Origin of the sequence: Aeromonas sp. 5HA1 (assembly GCF_029237245.1) — a bacterium.
In the GTDB taxonomy this organism is placed as follows: domain Bacteria; phylum Pseudomonadota; class Gammaproteobacteria; order Enterobacterales; family Aeromonadaceae; genus Aeromonas; species Aeromonas salmonicida.
Genome location: NZ_JAACFW010000023.1, coordinates 24176 through 38415, shown reverse-complemented (window position 1 = coordinate 38415; position 14240 = coordinate 24176). Strand labels below are relative to the sequence as shown.

Annotated in this window: 15 protein-coding genes; 6 read left to right on the top strand and 9 right to left on the bottom strand. The window is 59.3% G+C overall.

Translation table 11 applies throughout. The features are described 5' to 3' along the window. Positions 1–77 precede the first annotated feature (77 nt). A complete protein-coding gene (locus GWQ27_RS18195; protein WP_275907969.1) occupies positions 78–476 on the bottom strand; it encodes a VOC family protein in 399 nt (132 codons plus the stop codon). A 57-nt stretch (positions 477–533) separates the two neighbouring features. Here GWQ27_RS18195 and GWQ27_RS18190 point away from each other — a divergent pair, with 57 nt between their 5' ends. Next, positions 534–1502, top strand: coding sequence for an AraC family transcriptional regulator (locus tag GWQ27_RS18190; RefSeq protein WP_275907968.1), 969 nt, complete (start codon positions 534–536; stop codon positions 1500–1502). Between the two features lie 301 nt (positions 1503–1803). Here GWQ27_RS18190 and GWQ27_RS18185 read toward each other — a convergent pair whose 3' ends face one another. From GWQ27_RS18185 to glnK, 4 genes are all read right to left on the bottom strand, one after another. Beyond that, positions 1804–2436 carry a porin family protein gene (locus GWQ27_RS18185; protein ID WP_005316583.1) on the bottom strand — a complete coding sequence of 211 codons (633 nt, stop codon included), beginning with the start codon at positions 2434–2436 and terminating at the stop codon, positions 1804–1806. 272 nt (positions 2437–2708) lie between these two features. Next, entirely contained in the window at positions 2709–2960 is a 252-nt protein-coding gene (locus tag GWQ27_RS18180) for a hypothetical protein (RefSeq protein ID WP_275907967.1), read from the bottom strand. Positions 2961–3038: 78 nt separating this feature from the next. After that, entirely contained in the window at positions 3039–4280 is a 1242-nt protein-coding gene (locus GWQ27_RS18175) for an ammonium transporter (protein ID WP_169046941.1), read from the bottom strand. Positions 4281–4305: 25 nt separating this feature from the next. After that, positions 4306–4644, bottom strand: a complete 339-nt coding sequence (gene glnK / locus GWQ27_RS18170) for a P-II family nitrogen regulator (protein ID WP_021141050.1) — start codon at positions 4642–4644, stop codon at positions 4306–4308. 495 nt (positions 4645–5139) lie between these two features. Between glnK and GWQ27_RS18165 the strand changes: the two genes are divergently transcribed. Both GWQ27_RS18165 and GWQ27_RS18160 read left to right on the top strand, forming a co-directional pair. Next, positions 5140–6141, top strand: a complete 1002-nt coding sequence (locus GWQ27_RS18165; RefSeq protein WP_275907966.1) for a sensor domain-containing diguanylate cyclase — start codon at positions 5140–5142, stop codon at positions 6139–6141. 150 nt (positions 6142–6291) lie between these two features. Continuing rightward, on the top strand, positions 6292–6711 hold the full coding sequence (locus GWQ27_RS18160; RefSeq protein ID WP_275907965.1) for a hypothetical protein: 420 nt from the start codon (positions 6292–6294) through the stop codon (positions 6709–6711). A gap of 62 nt (positions 6712–6773) precedes the next feature. Here the strand turns inward: GWQ27_RS18160 and GWQ27_RS18155 are convergent, their stop codons facing one another. The 4 genes from GWQ27_RS18155 to GWQ27_RS18140 all read right to left on the bottom strand — a co-directional run bounded on the left by GWQ27_RS18155 (position 6774) and on the right by GWQ27_RS18140 (position 10321). Next, a complete protein-coding gene (locus tag GWQ27_RS18155; RefSeq protein ID WP_265422289.1) occupies positions 6774–8768 on the bottom strand; it encodes a methyl-accepting chemotaxis protein in 1995 nt (664 codons plus the stop codon). A gap of 226 nt (positions 8769–8994) precedes the next feature. After that, complete coding sequence (locus GWQ27_RS18150; protein ID WP_005316566.1) at positions 8995–9345, bottom strand: hypothetical protein; 351 nt, start codon at positions 9343–9345, stop codon at positions 8995–8997. 374 nt (positions 9346–9719) lie between these two features. Beyond that, positions 9720–10052, bottom strand: a complete 333-nt coding sequence (locus GWQ27_RS18145) for a hypothetical protein (protein WP_275907964.1) — start codon at positions 10050–10052, stop codon at positions 9720–9722. A gap of 83 nt (positions 10053–10135) precedes the next feature. Next, complete coding sequence (locus GWQ27_RS18140) at positions 10136–10321, bottom strand: hypothetical protein (protein ID WP_275907963.1); 186 nt, start codon at positions 10319–10321, stop codon at positions 10136–10138. Positions 10322–10505: 184 nt separating this feature from the next. Here GWQ27_RS18140 and GWQ27_RS18135 point away from each other — a divergent pair, with 184 nt between their 5' ends. From GWQ27_RS18135 to GWQ27_RS18125, 3 genes are all read left to right on the top strand, one after another. Beyond that, entirely contained in the window at positions 10506–11228 is a 723-nt protein-coding gene (locus tag GWQ27_RS18135; RefSeq protein ID WP_005316557.1) for a response regulator, read from the top strand. 10 nt (positions 11229–11238) lie between these two features. Beyond that, complete coding sequence (locus GWQ27_RS18130) at positions 11239–12624, top strand: ATP-binding protein (protein WP_059113375.1); 1386 nt, start codon at positions 11239–11241, stop codon at positions 12622–12624. 172 nt (positions 12625–12796) lie between these two features. Continuing rightward, the gene (locus GWQ27_RS18125; protein WP_275907962.1) at positions 12797–14212 is read left to right on the top strand and encodes a sensor domain-containing diguanylate cyclase; all 1416 of its coding nucleotides are present in this window, start codon (positions 12797–12799) and stop codon (positions 14210–14212) included. Positions 14213–14240 lie beyond the last annotated feature (28 nt).

The window sequence follows — 14240 nt, the reverse complement described above, 5'->3', positions numbered from 1 at the left end:
CACCTCCAGCCCTTGCGTGGCTGGCGAACGCGGTTCTCCCGTTGGGAGAGGGCTAGGGTGAGGGGCCAATCAAGGGGCTAAACAGTCAGCTCCAGCCGGTTGCCTTCCGGGTCGAGGAAGGTGCTTTCGTAATAGCCGTCGCCGGTCCAGCGGGGGCCGTCCAGGTGTTTGACCTCAGCGCCCTTGAGCAGCTTGAGGCGGGCCGTCATCTTGTCCACCTCCTCCACACTGCCGAGGGAGAAGGCAATATGTGCCAGCCCCTGCAGCGGGTGCGGCAGGCTGAGATCTGCCGGAAAGAGGATGGGGCTGTTCATCAGCTCCAGACTGGCGCCCCCCTCGAAGCGCACGAAGTAGGACGAAAACTGTTTGACCGGATTGTGGTATCGCTCATTGGCCTGCCCGCCAAACAGGGTGCAGTAGAATGTCTTGAGTGCCTCCAGATCCTGTGCCCAGATGGCGACGTGATGTATGTGCATGGCCTGTCTCCTGTGACTTGATGTCCTCCATGCTATGCTGGGCCTTGAATGTTCGACATGGCTGAGCCCGTCCTGATGATGTCTGAAACTGCCAATCCTGAAGTCATTGACGTCTCCCCCGACTGCCGCGAGCAGATCTGCTGTGACAGTCTGTTGCCCGCCCTTGCCCAAGAGCAGGTGTGGCTGGCGGGCTGCTCATGTCTGCGCACCTACTACAGGATTGAACGTCGCTTTGAGGACGTGCACTGTTTTCTGCTCACCCTGGGGGGCGAGGGGGAGGTGTTGATTGGCGATCGTCTTGAGCGGCTGCAAGTCGGGGAGTGGGCCCTGATCCCGGCGGGCCAGCCGCTCTGCTATCAGCTACCAGAGACGCTATTACCGGAGGGGCAGTCGCCAGCGCCGGAGCCACAACCGGCGGCGAGTGGTGACTGGGATCTGGTGTGGCTGCTGCTGCACAAGGATTCTCCCTGGGATGCCTTCGCCAGCCACTCCAGGCTGGGGTGTACCTCCCAGCAGGGGACCCTGCTTCGCACCATAGAGAACCTCTATGCGGAGCAGGAGCGCCATCAGGACCCGCTGCTCAGCGCGCTGCTGGTAGAACAGCTCGGTTTTTATCTGCGCCGCCTGCTGCAAAAGGGAGAAGGGCAGAGCCGCGGCGAGCGGCAGGCCCTGCGTCTCGAGTTGATGCTCAAAGAATCCCTGACCGAGTGCTGGGACATAGGGCGTATGGCAGACGCCCTGCACCTCTCCGAGCGCCAGCTCTATCGGCTCTGTCAGCAGCACTTTGCATTGGCCCCCATGGCCTTGCTGCAACGGCTGCGGTTGCAAAAGGCCGCCCTCTTGCTGGCCAGCGGCGGCGACTCGGTGAAACAGGTGGCCCAGTTGTGCGGCTTCAAGAACGAGTATCACTTTTCCACCGCCTTCAAGCGCCAGCAGGGTCTGGCTCCCAGCCATTATCGCAATCTGCACCATCCCGCATTTAAAGCCGGATCTGCACGGAGAGGCGGCACTGAGTCGATAGAATAAGCGGCGCACAGACCTGATCGGAAAAATAGCGAAATAGACGTTGTCTGGCACCATTTTGTGCGGCAACTGAGCTATGTTGGCCCGCATCTAATGAGATGCCCAAACATGGGTGAAGCAGGGAGGAATAAGCCGGGTGAATATCTGTTCGGATCAGGTAACAAAGCCATTTCCGGATTTTTATATAGATCGTCAAATAACCTGAATGGCGGATGTAACTTATATTCTGGCGGATGGAAACAGGGGGAGAAGATCCATTGGCGGGAAAAGCAGGGGGAGATCTCCCCCTGAGGAACAAGATAACTTAGAAATGGTAACGAAGACCCAGCTTGAACGTATCCATTGAGTGGTGGTCGTCACCCAGTGTCAGGGCGCTGAATTGACGCTCATAGCCGATACCGGCAGAGATGCTGCTGTTGAAGGCATAGTCGAAACCGACTTCCAGGTTGGGGTGAACCCGGCCTTTCGCTTCGTCGATGCGACCCTGCTCGTTGACTCCCAGCGCAGGTATGCTGCCGTTGCCAATCACTTCGACTTCGGTGCGGGTATAGGCGAGGCCGGGTTTGGCGTAGGCAGAGAAGCCATATGCAAGCGGCTGACTGAACTTGGCGGCCAGGCTGATGCTGCGGGTGTCTATGGTGGTATCAACAAAGCCGGTGGCCACTGAACTGGTGATCCACATCAGCTGGCTCATCTGCTGGGCATGCAGACCACCTTCGATGGCCAGCCAGGGTTTGAAGCTGTAACCCACGATCAGGCTACCGCCATCGAGACGATCGTCCATCAATTTGGCGTCATACGCTTGCTGCGCCATGCCATCCAGATCTGCCTTGGAGGTGATCAGATCCAGCCCTGCATACCAGCCTTCTGCACAGGCGGCAGTGCTGATACCCAGACCGAGCAGGGAGAAAACGAGCGCTTTATTGAAGGTATTCATGGATAAATTATTCCTGTATGCGTGAACTCTGCGTGGTTGAAATACCTCTATCCATGAAGTTTATTTATATTCCCTTTGTCCGCCATTGCTGGAGGGCCGCGGATTATAGTCAGTGCATTCAGCAATAACAACCCATTGTCGTCATGGGTTTTTATATTATGGAAAGTAATGGTAGAGCATCATGCTCAATAAGTGACTTGTTTAGAGTTTTAGCTTTATTTATATAAGTAAAAACAAGGTGGGCTGGCAAGATATAATAGCAGTGGCGAATTTTAATGGCACAAATCTGATTTTATTGAATATTTTCCTTCATCCGTCGGGAATGACATTTTGATCTCTGGTTTGTTTATTGTGCGGATGTAAACAGAGGTCATCATGGGCATGATGACGGTTATTCGTTCAATCCCACTGAGTGTTTCAAGCCCGATAAACAGCGTATCTTTGCCCTGTGTTGAACACATTTTTGCCATTGGCACCACAGGGGCATGACGATGGCGCATGGCACTGCGCCCCAGAATAGCCACACAGCACCCGTTTCTGGCGATAAAAAACAGGGCCGGAGGTTTGCCTCCGGCCCTGTGGCAATGTGCTTGTTCAGTCGGTCAGATGCTGGATTTGACGGTGACGAACTCGGGGTAGGCATCGATGCCGCATTCGTGCACGTCGACTCCCATCATCTCTTCCTCTTCGCTGACCCGCAGCCCCATGGTGGCCTTGAGCAGGCCCCAGACGATGAGGGAAGCACCAAACACCCAGCCGAAGATGACGGCCGCACCCAGCAGCTGGGCCGAGAAGGTGGCACTCTCGTTGGAGAGGGGCACTACCATCAGGCCGAACAGGCCGCAGACACCGTGTACCGAGATGGCGCCGACCGGATCATCAATCTTAAGGCGATCGAAGGCGACGATGGCGTAGACCACCAGGGCGCCGGCCAGGGCACCGATCAGGCTGGCGAACAGGGGGCTGGGGGAGGCGGGATCGGCCGTGATGGCAACCAGGCCGCCGAGAGCGCCGTTGAGTATCATGGTGAGATCCGCCTTGCCCCAGGTGAGCTTGCTGACCAGCAGGGCGCCGACCACACCGGCTGCCGCTGCGGCATTGGTGTTGACGAACACAGTACCGATGGCGGTGGCGTCGGCAGCGGTGGAGAGCACCAGCTGAGAGCCACCGTTGAAGCCGAACCAGCCCATCCAGAGGATCAGGGTACCCAGGGTTGCCAGCGGCAGGTTGGAACCCGGGATGGGGTAGATCTCACCCTGCTTGCCATATTTTCCGCGGCGGGCACCGAGCAGCAGCACGGCGGCGAGGGCGGCGGCGGCACCGGCCATATGCACTATGCCGGAGCCTGCGAAGTCGGAGAAACCGGCCTCTTTGAGGAAGCCGCCGCCCCAGGTCCAGTACCCTTCCATCGGGTAGATGACGCCCGTCATCACCACGCAGAACAGCAGGAAGGACCAGAGCTTCATCCGCTCGGCCACGGCCCCCGAGACGATGGAAGTAGCGGTCGCCACGAACACCACCTGGAAGAAGAAGTCGGAGTGCAGTGAGTGACCGGCATCGTCAGCCTGGGTGCCGATCAGGCTGCCGAAGCTTGGCAACCAGCCACCGGCGGCGTTGTCCACGTACATGATGTTGTAGCCAACCAGCAGAAACATGATGCAGGCAATGGAGTAGAGCAGGATATTCTTGGTCAGGATCTCGGTGGTGTTCTTGGCGCGTACCAGCCCGGCTTCGAGCATGGAGAAGCCGGCGGCCATCCACATGACCAGCACGCCGGATATCAGCAGATAGAAGGTATCGAGCGCATAGCGCAGCTCTGAAACGGACTTGATCAACTCTTCCATGTTGTGTTCCTCGGTTCCTGTTGTATCAAAGGGCTTCTGCGTCAGTCTCGCCGGTGCGGATCCGCACGGCAGCCTGCAGGTCATAGACGAAAATTTTGCCGTCACCGATCTTGCCGGTGTAGGCGGCCTTGCAGATGGCTTCGACAATGTGCTCGACGTTGTCGGCCAAGGTGGCGATCTCCAGCTTTACCTTGGGCAGGAAATCGACCTGGTATTCGGCTCCGCGATAGAGTTCGGTGTGCCCCTTCTGGCGACCGAAGCCCTTGACCTCGGAGACGGTCAGCCCCTCGACGCCGAGACTGGCGATGGCTTCGCGAACGTCATCCAGTTTGAATGGCTTGATAATGGCGGTGATCAGTTTCATGCAGCTTCCCCAATCCTTTGGTGGTTGACCCTGATCAAAGCAATTAGTGGGCCAAAAGTATTAGTGTTTATTTTCAATGCTTTAAGTTTATCTCTGGCCTATGTAGTGTGATGTTTACCCAATCTGGACAGGGCCGCGCCAAAGCGGTGCCCCTCATTGGTGCAATTATCGCCATCTACTGACACGCAGCCGCAGGGGGGCGTCCCTGGCTCGGCTGGATGAATCCCTTGTCGACTGGGCGTGCCCGGCTCATGGGTTTGCCTGCGTCATTCAGGATTTATAACCGGACAGACGCAATAACCTGAACCACACTGGTTGCAGCCGTTGTTCATACGAACCTGATTTCTGCCGATAATATGGCCAATAGCAGGGCAGGTCTGGGCGGGCAAAGAGCGGCGGGCAAGCTGCCGGGTGATAGTCCCCCCGCTGTCTATTCAACAATCGGGCTTGAGCATCCCCGCCACTGTGCGGGGCAGAAGAACAAGGATGGTCTTTATGCTGCAAGAGAGTGACACGATCAGGATCTCGGACCTTAGTGAGGCCGTAGTGCACGGCATTCTGGAGGTGGTCAGTGACGGGATCTGGGACTGGAACGTCAATACCGGTTTTGTCTATCGCAACCCGGGCTGGTATCAGATGCTGGGCTATGAGCCCCATTCGCTGGGCAACAACGTCTTCACCTGGGAGGGGGTGATCCACCCCGACGACATTGCGTGGGTGATGGCCTGCTTCGATGCCTATCTGACGGGTTCTGCTCCCGACTATCGGGTCGAGTACCGCTGCCGCTGTCAGGATGGCAGCTACATCTGGATCGAGGATTGCGGCCATATCATAGCGCGCAATCCGGATGGTTCAGTGGCGCGTATGATAGGTGCCCACCGCAATATTCATGCGCGCAAGCTGCTCTATGAACAGCTTGAGTCACGCAACCATTCACTGGAGCAGTTGATCGCCAAACGTACGGCCGAGTTGGTTCAGCTCAATGGGATCTTGCAGCAAAAAGCGGAAGAGAACCGCCAGCTGGCAGAAACCGATGCCCTGACCGGCGCCGCCAGCCGTTATCGGCTCGAGCGGGATATCCAGATGGAGTGCGAACGGGCCAAGCGCTTTCATCAGCCGTTCTCGGTGATCGCCATTGACGTGGATGACTTCAAGCAGATCAATGACAGCCATGGCCACGCCGCCGGGGATCAAACCCTGATCAACGTAGTGGCGCGGGTGCAAAGCCATATTCGCGAGATTGACCTGCTGGCCCGCTGGGGTGGGGACGAGTTCATGGTGGTGCTGCCCAATACCGCTCTTGCTGATGCCAGGCGGGTGGCCGACAAGCTGAGGGCGCTGATCGCCCAGTCACGGGTCTGCGAGCAGCGCGATATCACCCTGAGTTTCGGGCTGGCGGAATACCGGCTGAATGAACCCCTGAGCCAGCTGATGGCACGGGTGGATCGGGCGCTTTATCAGGCCAAGCTGGCGGGCAAGAACCAGATCGGTGAATAGATGACAAGGGCCTGCAAGGGGCTGTTTTGACCGGTTGTCGGATTTCTCTCATTTACCCCCCGAATGCATATTGACCGCGCGATTGCCTTGACTCCTGTTGAGGGCGCTGGTTTGATGCGCGCTCTTTAATCCCCCATGAGACATGAATCGATGAAAAAGAGCATTCTGGTTGCCCTGACTGCACTGCCCCTGTTTGCCCACGCCGGTCTGATGGACTCCCTGACCGATACAGTGACCAGCAGTGTCACCAGCAGTGCCAAAGAGATGGCTGGTACCGCCATGGACAGCGCTTCCAACGAAGCGATCAAGAGAGCGCTGGACATCAAGGAAGGCGGCTCCAACAAGCAGGCCATCAAGGACAAGCTGGGCGCGCCCGTCACCACCAAGACCGAAGCCCGGCTGGAAGTGTGGACCTATGACCTGAGCGCCCTGAGCAAGGTATCTCCCATGCTGGCAGAGACCTCCAAGACTTTGTTCAAGGATGCCGAAGCCGCTCAGAAGAACGTGGTCATCAAGTTCGAAGGCGAAACCGTCAAGACCCTGAACCTGGCCGACAAAGCCAAGGCTTGAGTCTGAGTGACGTGCATGAAAAAGGGGCCTGATGGCCCCTTTTTGCTGGCTGATCTTCATGATCACACCTTGAAGCGACGCACCAGGGCCAGCAACTGGCGGTTGGAGCTGAGCAGCGACTCGGCGCTCTGCTCCGTGTTGCGGCCATTTTCTACCAGCAGGTTGAGCATGTCGCGGATGCTCACCATGTTGCGGTTGATCTCCTCTGTCACCCGGCTCTGCTCCTCGGCGGCGGTGGCGATCTGGCTGCTGAGATCGTGGATCTGCACCACTGAGTCGGCCATGCTGTCGAGCCCCCCAGTCACCTGCCCAGTGGTATCTGCCGCGGCCTGACAGCTGCGTTTGGTCTGCTCCATGGCGACGACGGCGTCGGCCACCCCCTGAGTGAGGCGCGACAGCATGCTGCCCACCTCGGCGGTGCTGTTCTGGGTACGGGCCGCCAGGGCACGCACTTCGTCAGCCACCACAGCGAAACCGCGGCCCTGTTCACCGGCCCGGGCCGCTTCGATGGCGGCATTGAGCGCCAGCAGGTTGGTCTGGGCGGCGATGCCACCTATCACTCCGAGTACGCTGCCAATCTGCTTGGCATCTTCCTGCATCTCCAGCACCTTGGCGGCGGCGAGATCCACTTCGTCGATCAGGGCCACTACGCTGGCGGAAGCCGATCCCACTACCTTGCGTGAATTGGCGGCCTGGCCGTTGGCGGCTTCGGTGAAGCTGGCCGAGTCGCTGGCGTGTTGTGCCACGCTGTCGGCGGTGGAGCTGAGCTCGGTGAGAGCGGTGACCACCTGATCCGTCTCGGCGGCATGTTCACCCAGGATCCGTCTTGCCTGACCCGTCTGCTGATCGAGCTGCGCCAGTTCGCGGGTGATGAGGTCGGTGGCGTCAGTCACCTGCACCATCATCTGCTGCAAATAGGCGATGAAGCGGTTCACCGACAGAGCGATGTGATCCAGCTCGTCATTCCCCTTCACCTGGATGCGGGCGGTCAGGTCCGCATCGCCGGCAGAGAGGGCGTCGATATTCTGTTTGAGGGTCTGCAAGCGGCTGCCGAGCTGAGTGATGGCCAGCAGCATCAGCACGAACAGCAGTCCGACCAGGGGCAGCTGGATGGCGGCCAGCGTGGTGAGCACGTCCTGGCTGTCCTGGGTCAGGGTGCTGGTTGGCAGGGCGGTGGCCAGCAACCAGGGAGTCCCCTCTATGGCCTGCAGCAGCAATGTCTGTTCCTGCCCCTGATCCTGGAAAGTGGCGCGCAACAGCCCAGTACCCCGGCTCTGGCCGATCAGGCTGGCGATGGCACCGGCGAAGGGGTAATCGGCGTGAGCCGAGAGGTTGCCCAGCACAACATCCCCGTTCAGACGGGCATTCTTGCTCAGGATCTTGCCGTCAGCCTCGATGATCATCACCTGGCCCCCTATCTCCTGCTCTTTCCTGGCCACCAGATCGTTGAAGAAACCCAGGGTCACATCTATGGTCGATACCCCGAACAGGGCGCCGTTGCGATAGATCCCCATGGCGCAGTTGGTTCTCGGCTGCTGGCTGGCACCGTCCTTGTAGGCCGCCGCCCAGACGCACATGCCCTGGGGAGCCTGTTGCCCCGCCTTGTGCCAGGGCTGTTCGAAGTAGTTGGGGGCCTCGGCCGAGTTCCAGTAGGTGTTGGGGATCAGCTTGTTGGCCGCATCCCTGTGAAAGAAGGTGCTGAACTTGGCGCGGCCCGCTTCCCGTTGATCCGGCAGCGGCCAGATGCCGCCGCCAAACACCATGGCATTGCCATATTGATCGATTAGCGCAGGCAGCAGGGCATCAATCTGCTCGCTTGGCAGCTGGGCGACCAGCTGGGTGATGCTGCGGGACTGGCTCTGTACGCCGTTGAGCTCATCGAGGATGTCGGTGGCGATCTCGCTGACCAGCAGCGTCACATTCTGTTCACCGGCCTTTTGCAGCGCCGGCTTGATCCAGATCTGGATGCCGATGACCGTCAGGGCGCACACCAGCACCATGAATCCCACGAAGACGGCTGTATATCGTCCCTTGATTGTTCCCAGACTCCACCCCATAACGACTCCTGTCTGTTGTTGGCACTGTCTTGCGTGACCTTGTTGTTTGAGTCGCCATTATTAGCCATTTCGAACATAAAACGTTTGTTATCGCTCACAGAACCCGGAGCAGAAGATAAGGGAAATGACGGCTCGACGGGGTGATCCCCCTGCCGTGAGGCAGTGCGCGGGAAAGTGGAAAAAAGAAAGGGTGGCCGAGGCCACCCTTGTGCTGATTGCGATGCGCTTACTGGTGCGCTTCGGCAAACTGCTTCATCGCGTCGGCGTGCTTGGTCATGCCGTCGGCGCGCAGGTTCAGGTTCTTCACGAATTCGGCTTTCTTGGCCGGGTCTTCGATCCTGTCATAACGTTGTTGCAGGTTGGCCTGGATCTGCTCCGGGGTCATGTTCTGCATGCGGGCCATCTTGTCGTGGCGGCCACCGTGGTGCTTGCCACCTTTCATGCCGCTGCCATCCATGGGGCAATTGGTCATGGCGCCGGCCTGGGTAGTGGCAACGGCTTCGCTGGCGGCATAGGCGCCGAGCGGCAGGCCAAGGATCAGGGTGGCGGTCAGCAGAGTTTTGGTCAGAGTCTTCATGGTATATCTCCTTGCGGATTGAGTTCGGATTCGGCTTGCTCGCCTTGACCTCAAGTAAACACCAGACCGGTGTCTGAACTTTGCCAGTTGAAGCCTATTTTGTAGCAGAGTGTGACATCGGGATCTTGTATTTCACCTTGCTGAAGACGGCAGCGAAAACAGGGGGAAACCCATAGAAGAGTGGCTGCCTCCCGGTTAAATTTGTCTGATCATCGGATCAGGGGAATAAGTGATAGTGGCGGGCCGAAATATATTCAGTGCCGGTATGAACCAATAAAAATACCCCACCGGATGCAGTCTCTGGCGGGGTATTTCTATGTCACCGGTCAGGCAACATCATTATCGTGAGAAAACCACAGGGTGAATAGGTTGGTTCAGCGCTGGCGGCCGCTGCCAACGCTGTAAGGCATGCGATAGCTGTCGCTGTCACCGTCCAGGCTGAGGGTGAGTTTGCCCTGGGCTCTCATCGGCAGACGGACCTGCTGCATCCCTTTCAGCTCGGCGGGCACCTGCTTGAGCAGATCGCCCGAGGCGTTGCGGATCATCAGGGTCGGGTTGGCGCTGCTGCTGCTGCTGGCGTTATCGTGCCAGTTGACGAACAGCAGGCCGGGGGCTGCGCTGACGTCGGCCGGAATGGCCGCTTGTGCCATGCCGATGTGGGCCAGTCCGGCCAGTGCAAACAGGGTCAGGGTCTTTTTAATCATCATTGTCTCCTTGGTGTGGCTCGCCGAAGGATGCCGGCGTTGTGTGTCATGGTGTCAGGCGCCGCCCGAACCGGGCGCGGTCTGCATCATGGGTAAGGGAAGCGCGTCTCGTCGGGTGCAGGGAGGCTGGCAGCCGTGATGCCATCGCCATCCGAAGAGGGCTCCCGGGTCAGGCGGCCTGTCTTTGCCGGTTGGTGCGGTGTGGCCGCCGCTCTGGCAAGGGCCTCACTGGCGGCATAAGCCAGCATGAAGGGCGTGGTGAGGGCGAGCATGGCCTGTCTCCTGCAATGAGCGAATATGGACGAGCCCCAGTAAACCTTCGCCTTGTGTCTCAATTTTGCCGAGTGACCGCTTTTTTGTAGCAGAGTGTGGCATCTTGCTGATCTGGCACACTTTGACACAAACCGCCCGACAGATTTTCGTATACTCGTGCCAGCTCTAACAGGAGAGGCTCTCATGAACCAAAGCAGCACCCACATTCTGGTCGTCGACGATCACAGCGAGATCCGCGATCTGCTGAAACGCTTCCTGGAGCAGCATGGCCTGCGGGTCAGCTGTGCCCGGGATGGCAAGGAGATGAAGCGGCTGCTGGAAGAGCGGGAGTTCGATCTGCTGGTGCTGGACCTGATGATGCCGGGGGAGGATGGCCTGACCCTGTGCCGGGAGCTCAGGGCGAAATCCTGCATGCCCATCATAATGCTCACCGCCATGGGGGAGGAGACGGACCGCATCATAGGGCTGGAGATGGGAGCCGATGACTATCTCGCCAAGCCGTTCAACCCGCGTGAGTTGCTGGCTCGCATCAAGGCGGTGATGCGCCGCACCAACGTCGAGCCGCAGCCCGCCCCCGAGACCCTGACCCGGGATCTGCGCTTCGATCGCTGGCTGCTCGACATCAACCGGCGGGAGCTGGTGGATGAAGAGGGGGTGGGGCTGAGCCTCTCTACCGCCGAATTCGACCTGCTGCGGGTGTTTCTGGAACGTCCCCAGCGGGTGCTGAGTCGGGATCAACTGCTGGATCTGGCCCGTGGCCGGGAGGCTGTCGCCTTCGATCGGGCCATCGATACCCTGGTGAGCCGGCTGCGCCGAAAGCTGGAGCGGGATCCCAAGAACCCCGAACTTATCAAGACCATCTGGGGTGGCGGTTACCTGTTCGCCGCCGATGTGACCCAGGTGTGACCTCGTGGCCATGATCAAGCGATTGTGTTCCCGCCTCTGGCCCAAGGGGCTCACCGGCCAGATCATACTGGTGGCGCTGGCCGGGTTGGTGTTGATCCAGCTGCTCAGCATCCAGATCTACCGCTCGGATCGGGAGGAGGCGCTCGGCTACATCAACAGCCGTAATGCCATGCAGCGCATCGTCTCTGTGGCGCGTCTGCTGGCCCTGTCCCCTCCTTCGCTCTACGACGAAATTCTCAAGGCGAGCCGCAGCGATACCCTGCTGCTGCGCCTCTCTGACGAGCCGCTGCAACCGGAGAATCGCAGCCCCCGTTTCGAGCAGCAGGTGCGTTCACGGCTGGGCTATCCGCCGTCACTGATGGTGGAGATCAGTGCCGAGCTGAAGCAGGATGCCCAGCGCAGCCGCGCCTGGAAACACCACTCCCGCATGATCAAGGACCGCAAGGGGATGCCGCCACCGCAGGACATGCGGCTGTATGGCTCCATCCAGTTGCCGCGCGGGGGTTGGCTGCAGTTCAGCTCTCTGGTGGACAAGGAGTCGTCGAGCTGGTCCTGGCAGACCACCTTCAACCTGATGCTGGTAGCTAGCATGGTGATTGGCCTGATGATCTGGCTGTTTCGCCGGGCGACCCGGCCGCTCAAACAGCTGGCCGCCAATGCCGACCGGCTGGGGCGTGGCGAGGATATAGAGCCGCTCCACGAAGAGGGGCCGACCGAGATCCGTGAATCCATCCAGGCGTTCAACCGCATGCATACCCGGCTCGACCGCTTCGTGCAGGACAGAACCCGGATGCTGGCGGCCATCTCCCATGACTTGCGCACCCCCATCACCAGTTTGCGGCTAAGAACCGAGTTTCTGGCCGAGGGAGAGGACAAGGAACGCATTCAGCAGACCCTGCAACAGATGGAGCAGATGCTGGCGGCCACCTTGAGCTTTGCCCGGGAAGAGGGGCAGCAGGAGGCGACCAGGGAGCTGGATCTGGTCAGTCTGCTGGAGAGTCTGTGTGACGATTATGCCGATACCGGTCAGCCGGTGACTTGCCTGGTGGAGGGAAAGCAGGTCTATGCCTGCCGCGCCAATACCTTGCGGCGGGTGCTGCAAAACCTCATCGGCAATGCCATCAAGTACGCCGGCAGTGCCGAGGTATCGCTGGAGCGCACCGAGAGTGAGCTGTTGATCCGGGTCTGCGATCAGGGGCCTGGCATAGATCCTGAACGGCTGGAAGATGTGTTCAAGCCGTTCGTGCGGCTCGATGAGGCGCGCAATATCGAATCCGGTAGCGTTGGGTTGGGGCTCTCCATCGCTCGCACCCTGGTACATCAGCATGGGGGCGAACTCACCCTGCACAACCGGGAGCAGGGTGGGCTGGAAGCCAGGATTAGCCTGCCCCTGTAACTGTGTCGAGTCTGTATGAGGAGGGCGCCCAGATGGCGCCCTCCTTGGTTTATTTTGCTGCTATCAGACTGAAATAACGCCAATTTCATACTGGGTCATGCTTGCTCTTCTATGATGAAGCTAGTGATAATAAATGGCCGCATAGATGTCCAATAACAAGGTGGGTTCAGGAATGGCGGTCTCTTCTGGGGCAGATTGGCGGGTCAGTTGGGGCGCAGGTTTGCTGCTCCTTGCACTCTTGTTGCCCGTCTGGGCTACCCCCGAGGTCAAACCCCTGATAGTGGCCAACTCCAAGGCCTGGCAGCCCTTCTCCTACATCAATGACAAGGGGCAGCCGGATGGCCTGTTGATCGACTACTGGCGGGAGTTCGAGCGGGTCACTGGGCGGCCGGTCCAGTTCAAGCTGGTGGACTGGCAGACCTCGCTGGAGCTGGTGCGCACCGGCAAGGCCGATGTCCATGGTGGCCTGCTCTGGTCACAGGAGCGCAATCCGCTCTATGATTATGGTCGGGCGCTCTCCCGGCTGGATGCCCAGCTGTTTTTTTCCAATTCTCTGCGCGGCACAGATGTGAATTACTACCTGTTGCACGAGAGTGTGGGGGTGGTAGCGGGCGGTTATGAGGAGTATTACGCCCGCAAGCACTTTCCCAACACGCGCCTGCAAGCCTTTGACGATAACGATGCCATGCTGAGCGCCGCCTTGAGCGGAAAGCTGGATGCCTTCATCGCCGATCTGCAGATGGCCAATTTTTATATCTACACCTCGAAAGATCCCACCCGCTTCATTCCGGTACGCCATCTCTACAGCGATGAGGTGCGTTTTGCCGTCGCCAAGGGCAATCAGGCCCTGTTGCAGGAGCTGGAGCAGGGATTTTCTCGCATGGGCGAGGCGGACAGGGAGCGCATTACCCGCAAATGGATGCATATAGAGACCGTCTATCCAATCCACTTCTGGTTCTGGCTATCGGCGGCGGCAGGGGCTGTATTGCTGGTTTACATAGTGCAGCTGAGGCGCGCTGTGGCGAGCAGTACCGCCGAGCTGCTCCGGGCCAATGCCCGACTGGAGAGCCTCGCCAACACAGACTCCATGACAGGGATCCTGAACCGGCGCGCCTTCTTGCCGCTCTTGGCCGAGCGGCTGGCAAGCGGCCAGGCTTCGGCCCTGCTGCTGTTTGACATCGACCGTTTCAAGGGCATCAATGATCACTTTGGCCATGGCGTTGGGGATGAGGTGATCGCTGCCCTGGCCGAGCGGGTAGAGGCCGTCTTGCCAAGCGATGCGCTGTTTGCCCGGATCGGGGGAGAGGAGTTCTGCATCAGCTTGCCGATGGCAGATATGGCGGCGTTGCAAGGCTGGGCAAGCCGGATCGGACGGGAGGTGAGTGCTCAGAAGTTGCAGACCAGTGCCGGTGAGCTGGGGCTTTCCATCAGCACGGGGGCCGTCTGGGTTCCATCGGGGGTCAGGGCAGAGAGCACTGGCTTGCTGCAGCAGGCAGACAAACTGATGTACGGTTCAAAATCTCGTGGTCGCAATACCTGGCAGGCAGCCTGTTATGCAGAAGAGGACGCGGAAAAAGGGGAGAAATAGGCCGCCGCCCGGGATGGGCGGCGGCGAT

What these genes read in the sequence shown, in the direction of transcription:
- GWQ27_RS18190 (WP_275907968.1), top strand. Translation starts at nt 534, where the DNA reads ATGGCTGAGCCCGTCCTGATGATGTCTGAAACTGCCAATCCTGAAGTC.
- GWQ27_RS18165 (WP_275907966.1), top strand. Translation starts at nt 5,140, where the DNA reads ATGCTGCAAGAGAGTGACACGATCAGGATCTCGGACCTTAGTGAGGCC.
- GWQ27_RS18160 (WP_275907965.1), top strand. Translation starts at nt 6,292, where the DNA reads ATGAAAAAGAGCATTCTGGTTGCCCTGACTGCACTGCCCCTGTTTGCC.
- GWQ27_RS18195 (WP_275907969.1), bottom strand. Translation starts at nt 476, where the DNA reads ATGCACATACATCACGTCGCCATCTGGGCACAGGATCTGGAGGCACTC.
- GWQ27_RS18150 (WP_005316566.1), bottom strand. Translation starts at nt 9,345, where the DNA reads ATGAAGACTCTGACCAAAACTCTGCTGACCGCCACCCTGATCCTTGGC.
- GWQ27_RS18130 (WP_059113375.1), top strand. Translation starts at nt 11,239, where the DNA reads ATGATCAAGCGATTGTGTTCCCGCCTCTGGCCCAAGGGGCTCACCGGC.
- GWQ27_RS18140 (WP_275907963.1), bottom strand. Translation starts at nt 10,321, where the DNA reads ATGCTCGCCCTCACCACGCCCTTCATGCTGGCTTATGCCGCCAGTGAG.
- glnK (WP_021141050.1), bottom strand. Translation starts at nt 4,644, where the DNA reads ATGAAACTGATCACCGCCATTATCAAGCCATTCAAACTGGATGACGTT.
- GWQ27_RS18155 (WP_265422289.1), bottom strand. Translation starts at nt 8,768, where the DNA reads ATGGGGTGGAGTCTGGGAACAATCAAGGGACGATATACAGCCGTCTTC.
- GWQ27_RS18125 (WP_275907962.1), top strand. Translation starts at nt 12,797, where the DNA reads ATGGCGGTCTCTTCTGGGGCAGATTGGCGGGTCAGTTGGGGCGCAGGT.
- GWQ27_RS18145 (WP_275907964.1), bottom strand. Translation starts at nt 10,052, where the DNA reads ATGATGATTAAAAAGACCCTGACCCTGTTTGCACTGGCCGGACTGGCC.
- GWQ27_RS18135 (WP_005316557.1), top strand. Translation starts at nt 10,506, where the DNA reads ATGAACCAAAGCAGCACCCACATTCTGGTCGTCGACGATCACAGCGAG.
- GWQ27_RS18185 (WP_005316583.1), bottom strand. Translation starts at nt 2,436, where the DNA reads ATGAATACCTTCAATAAAGCGCTCGTTTTCTCCCTGCTCGGTCTGGGT.
- GWQ27_RS18175 (WP_169046941.1), bottom strand. Translation starts at nt 4,280, where the DNA reads ATGGAAGAGTTGATCAAGTCCGTTTCAGAGCTGCGCTATGCGCTCGAT.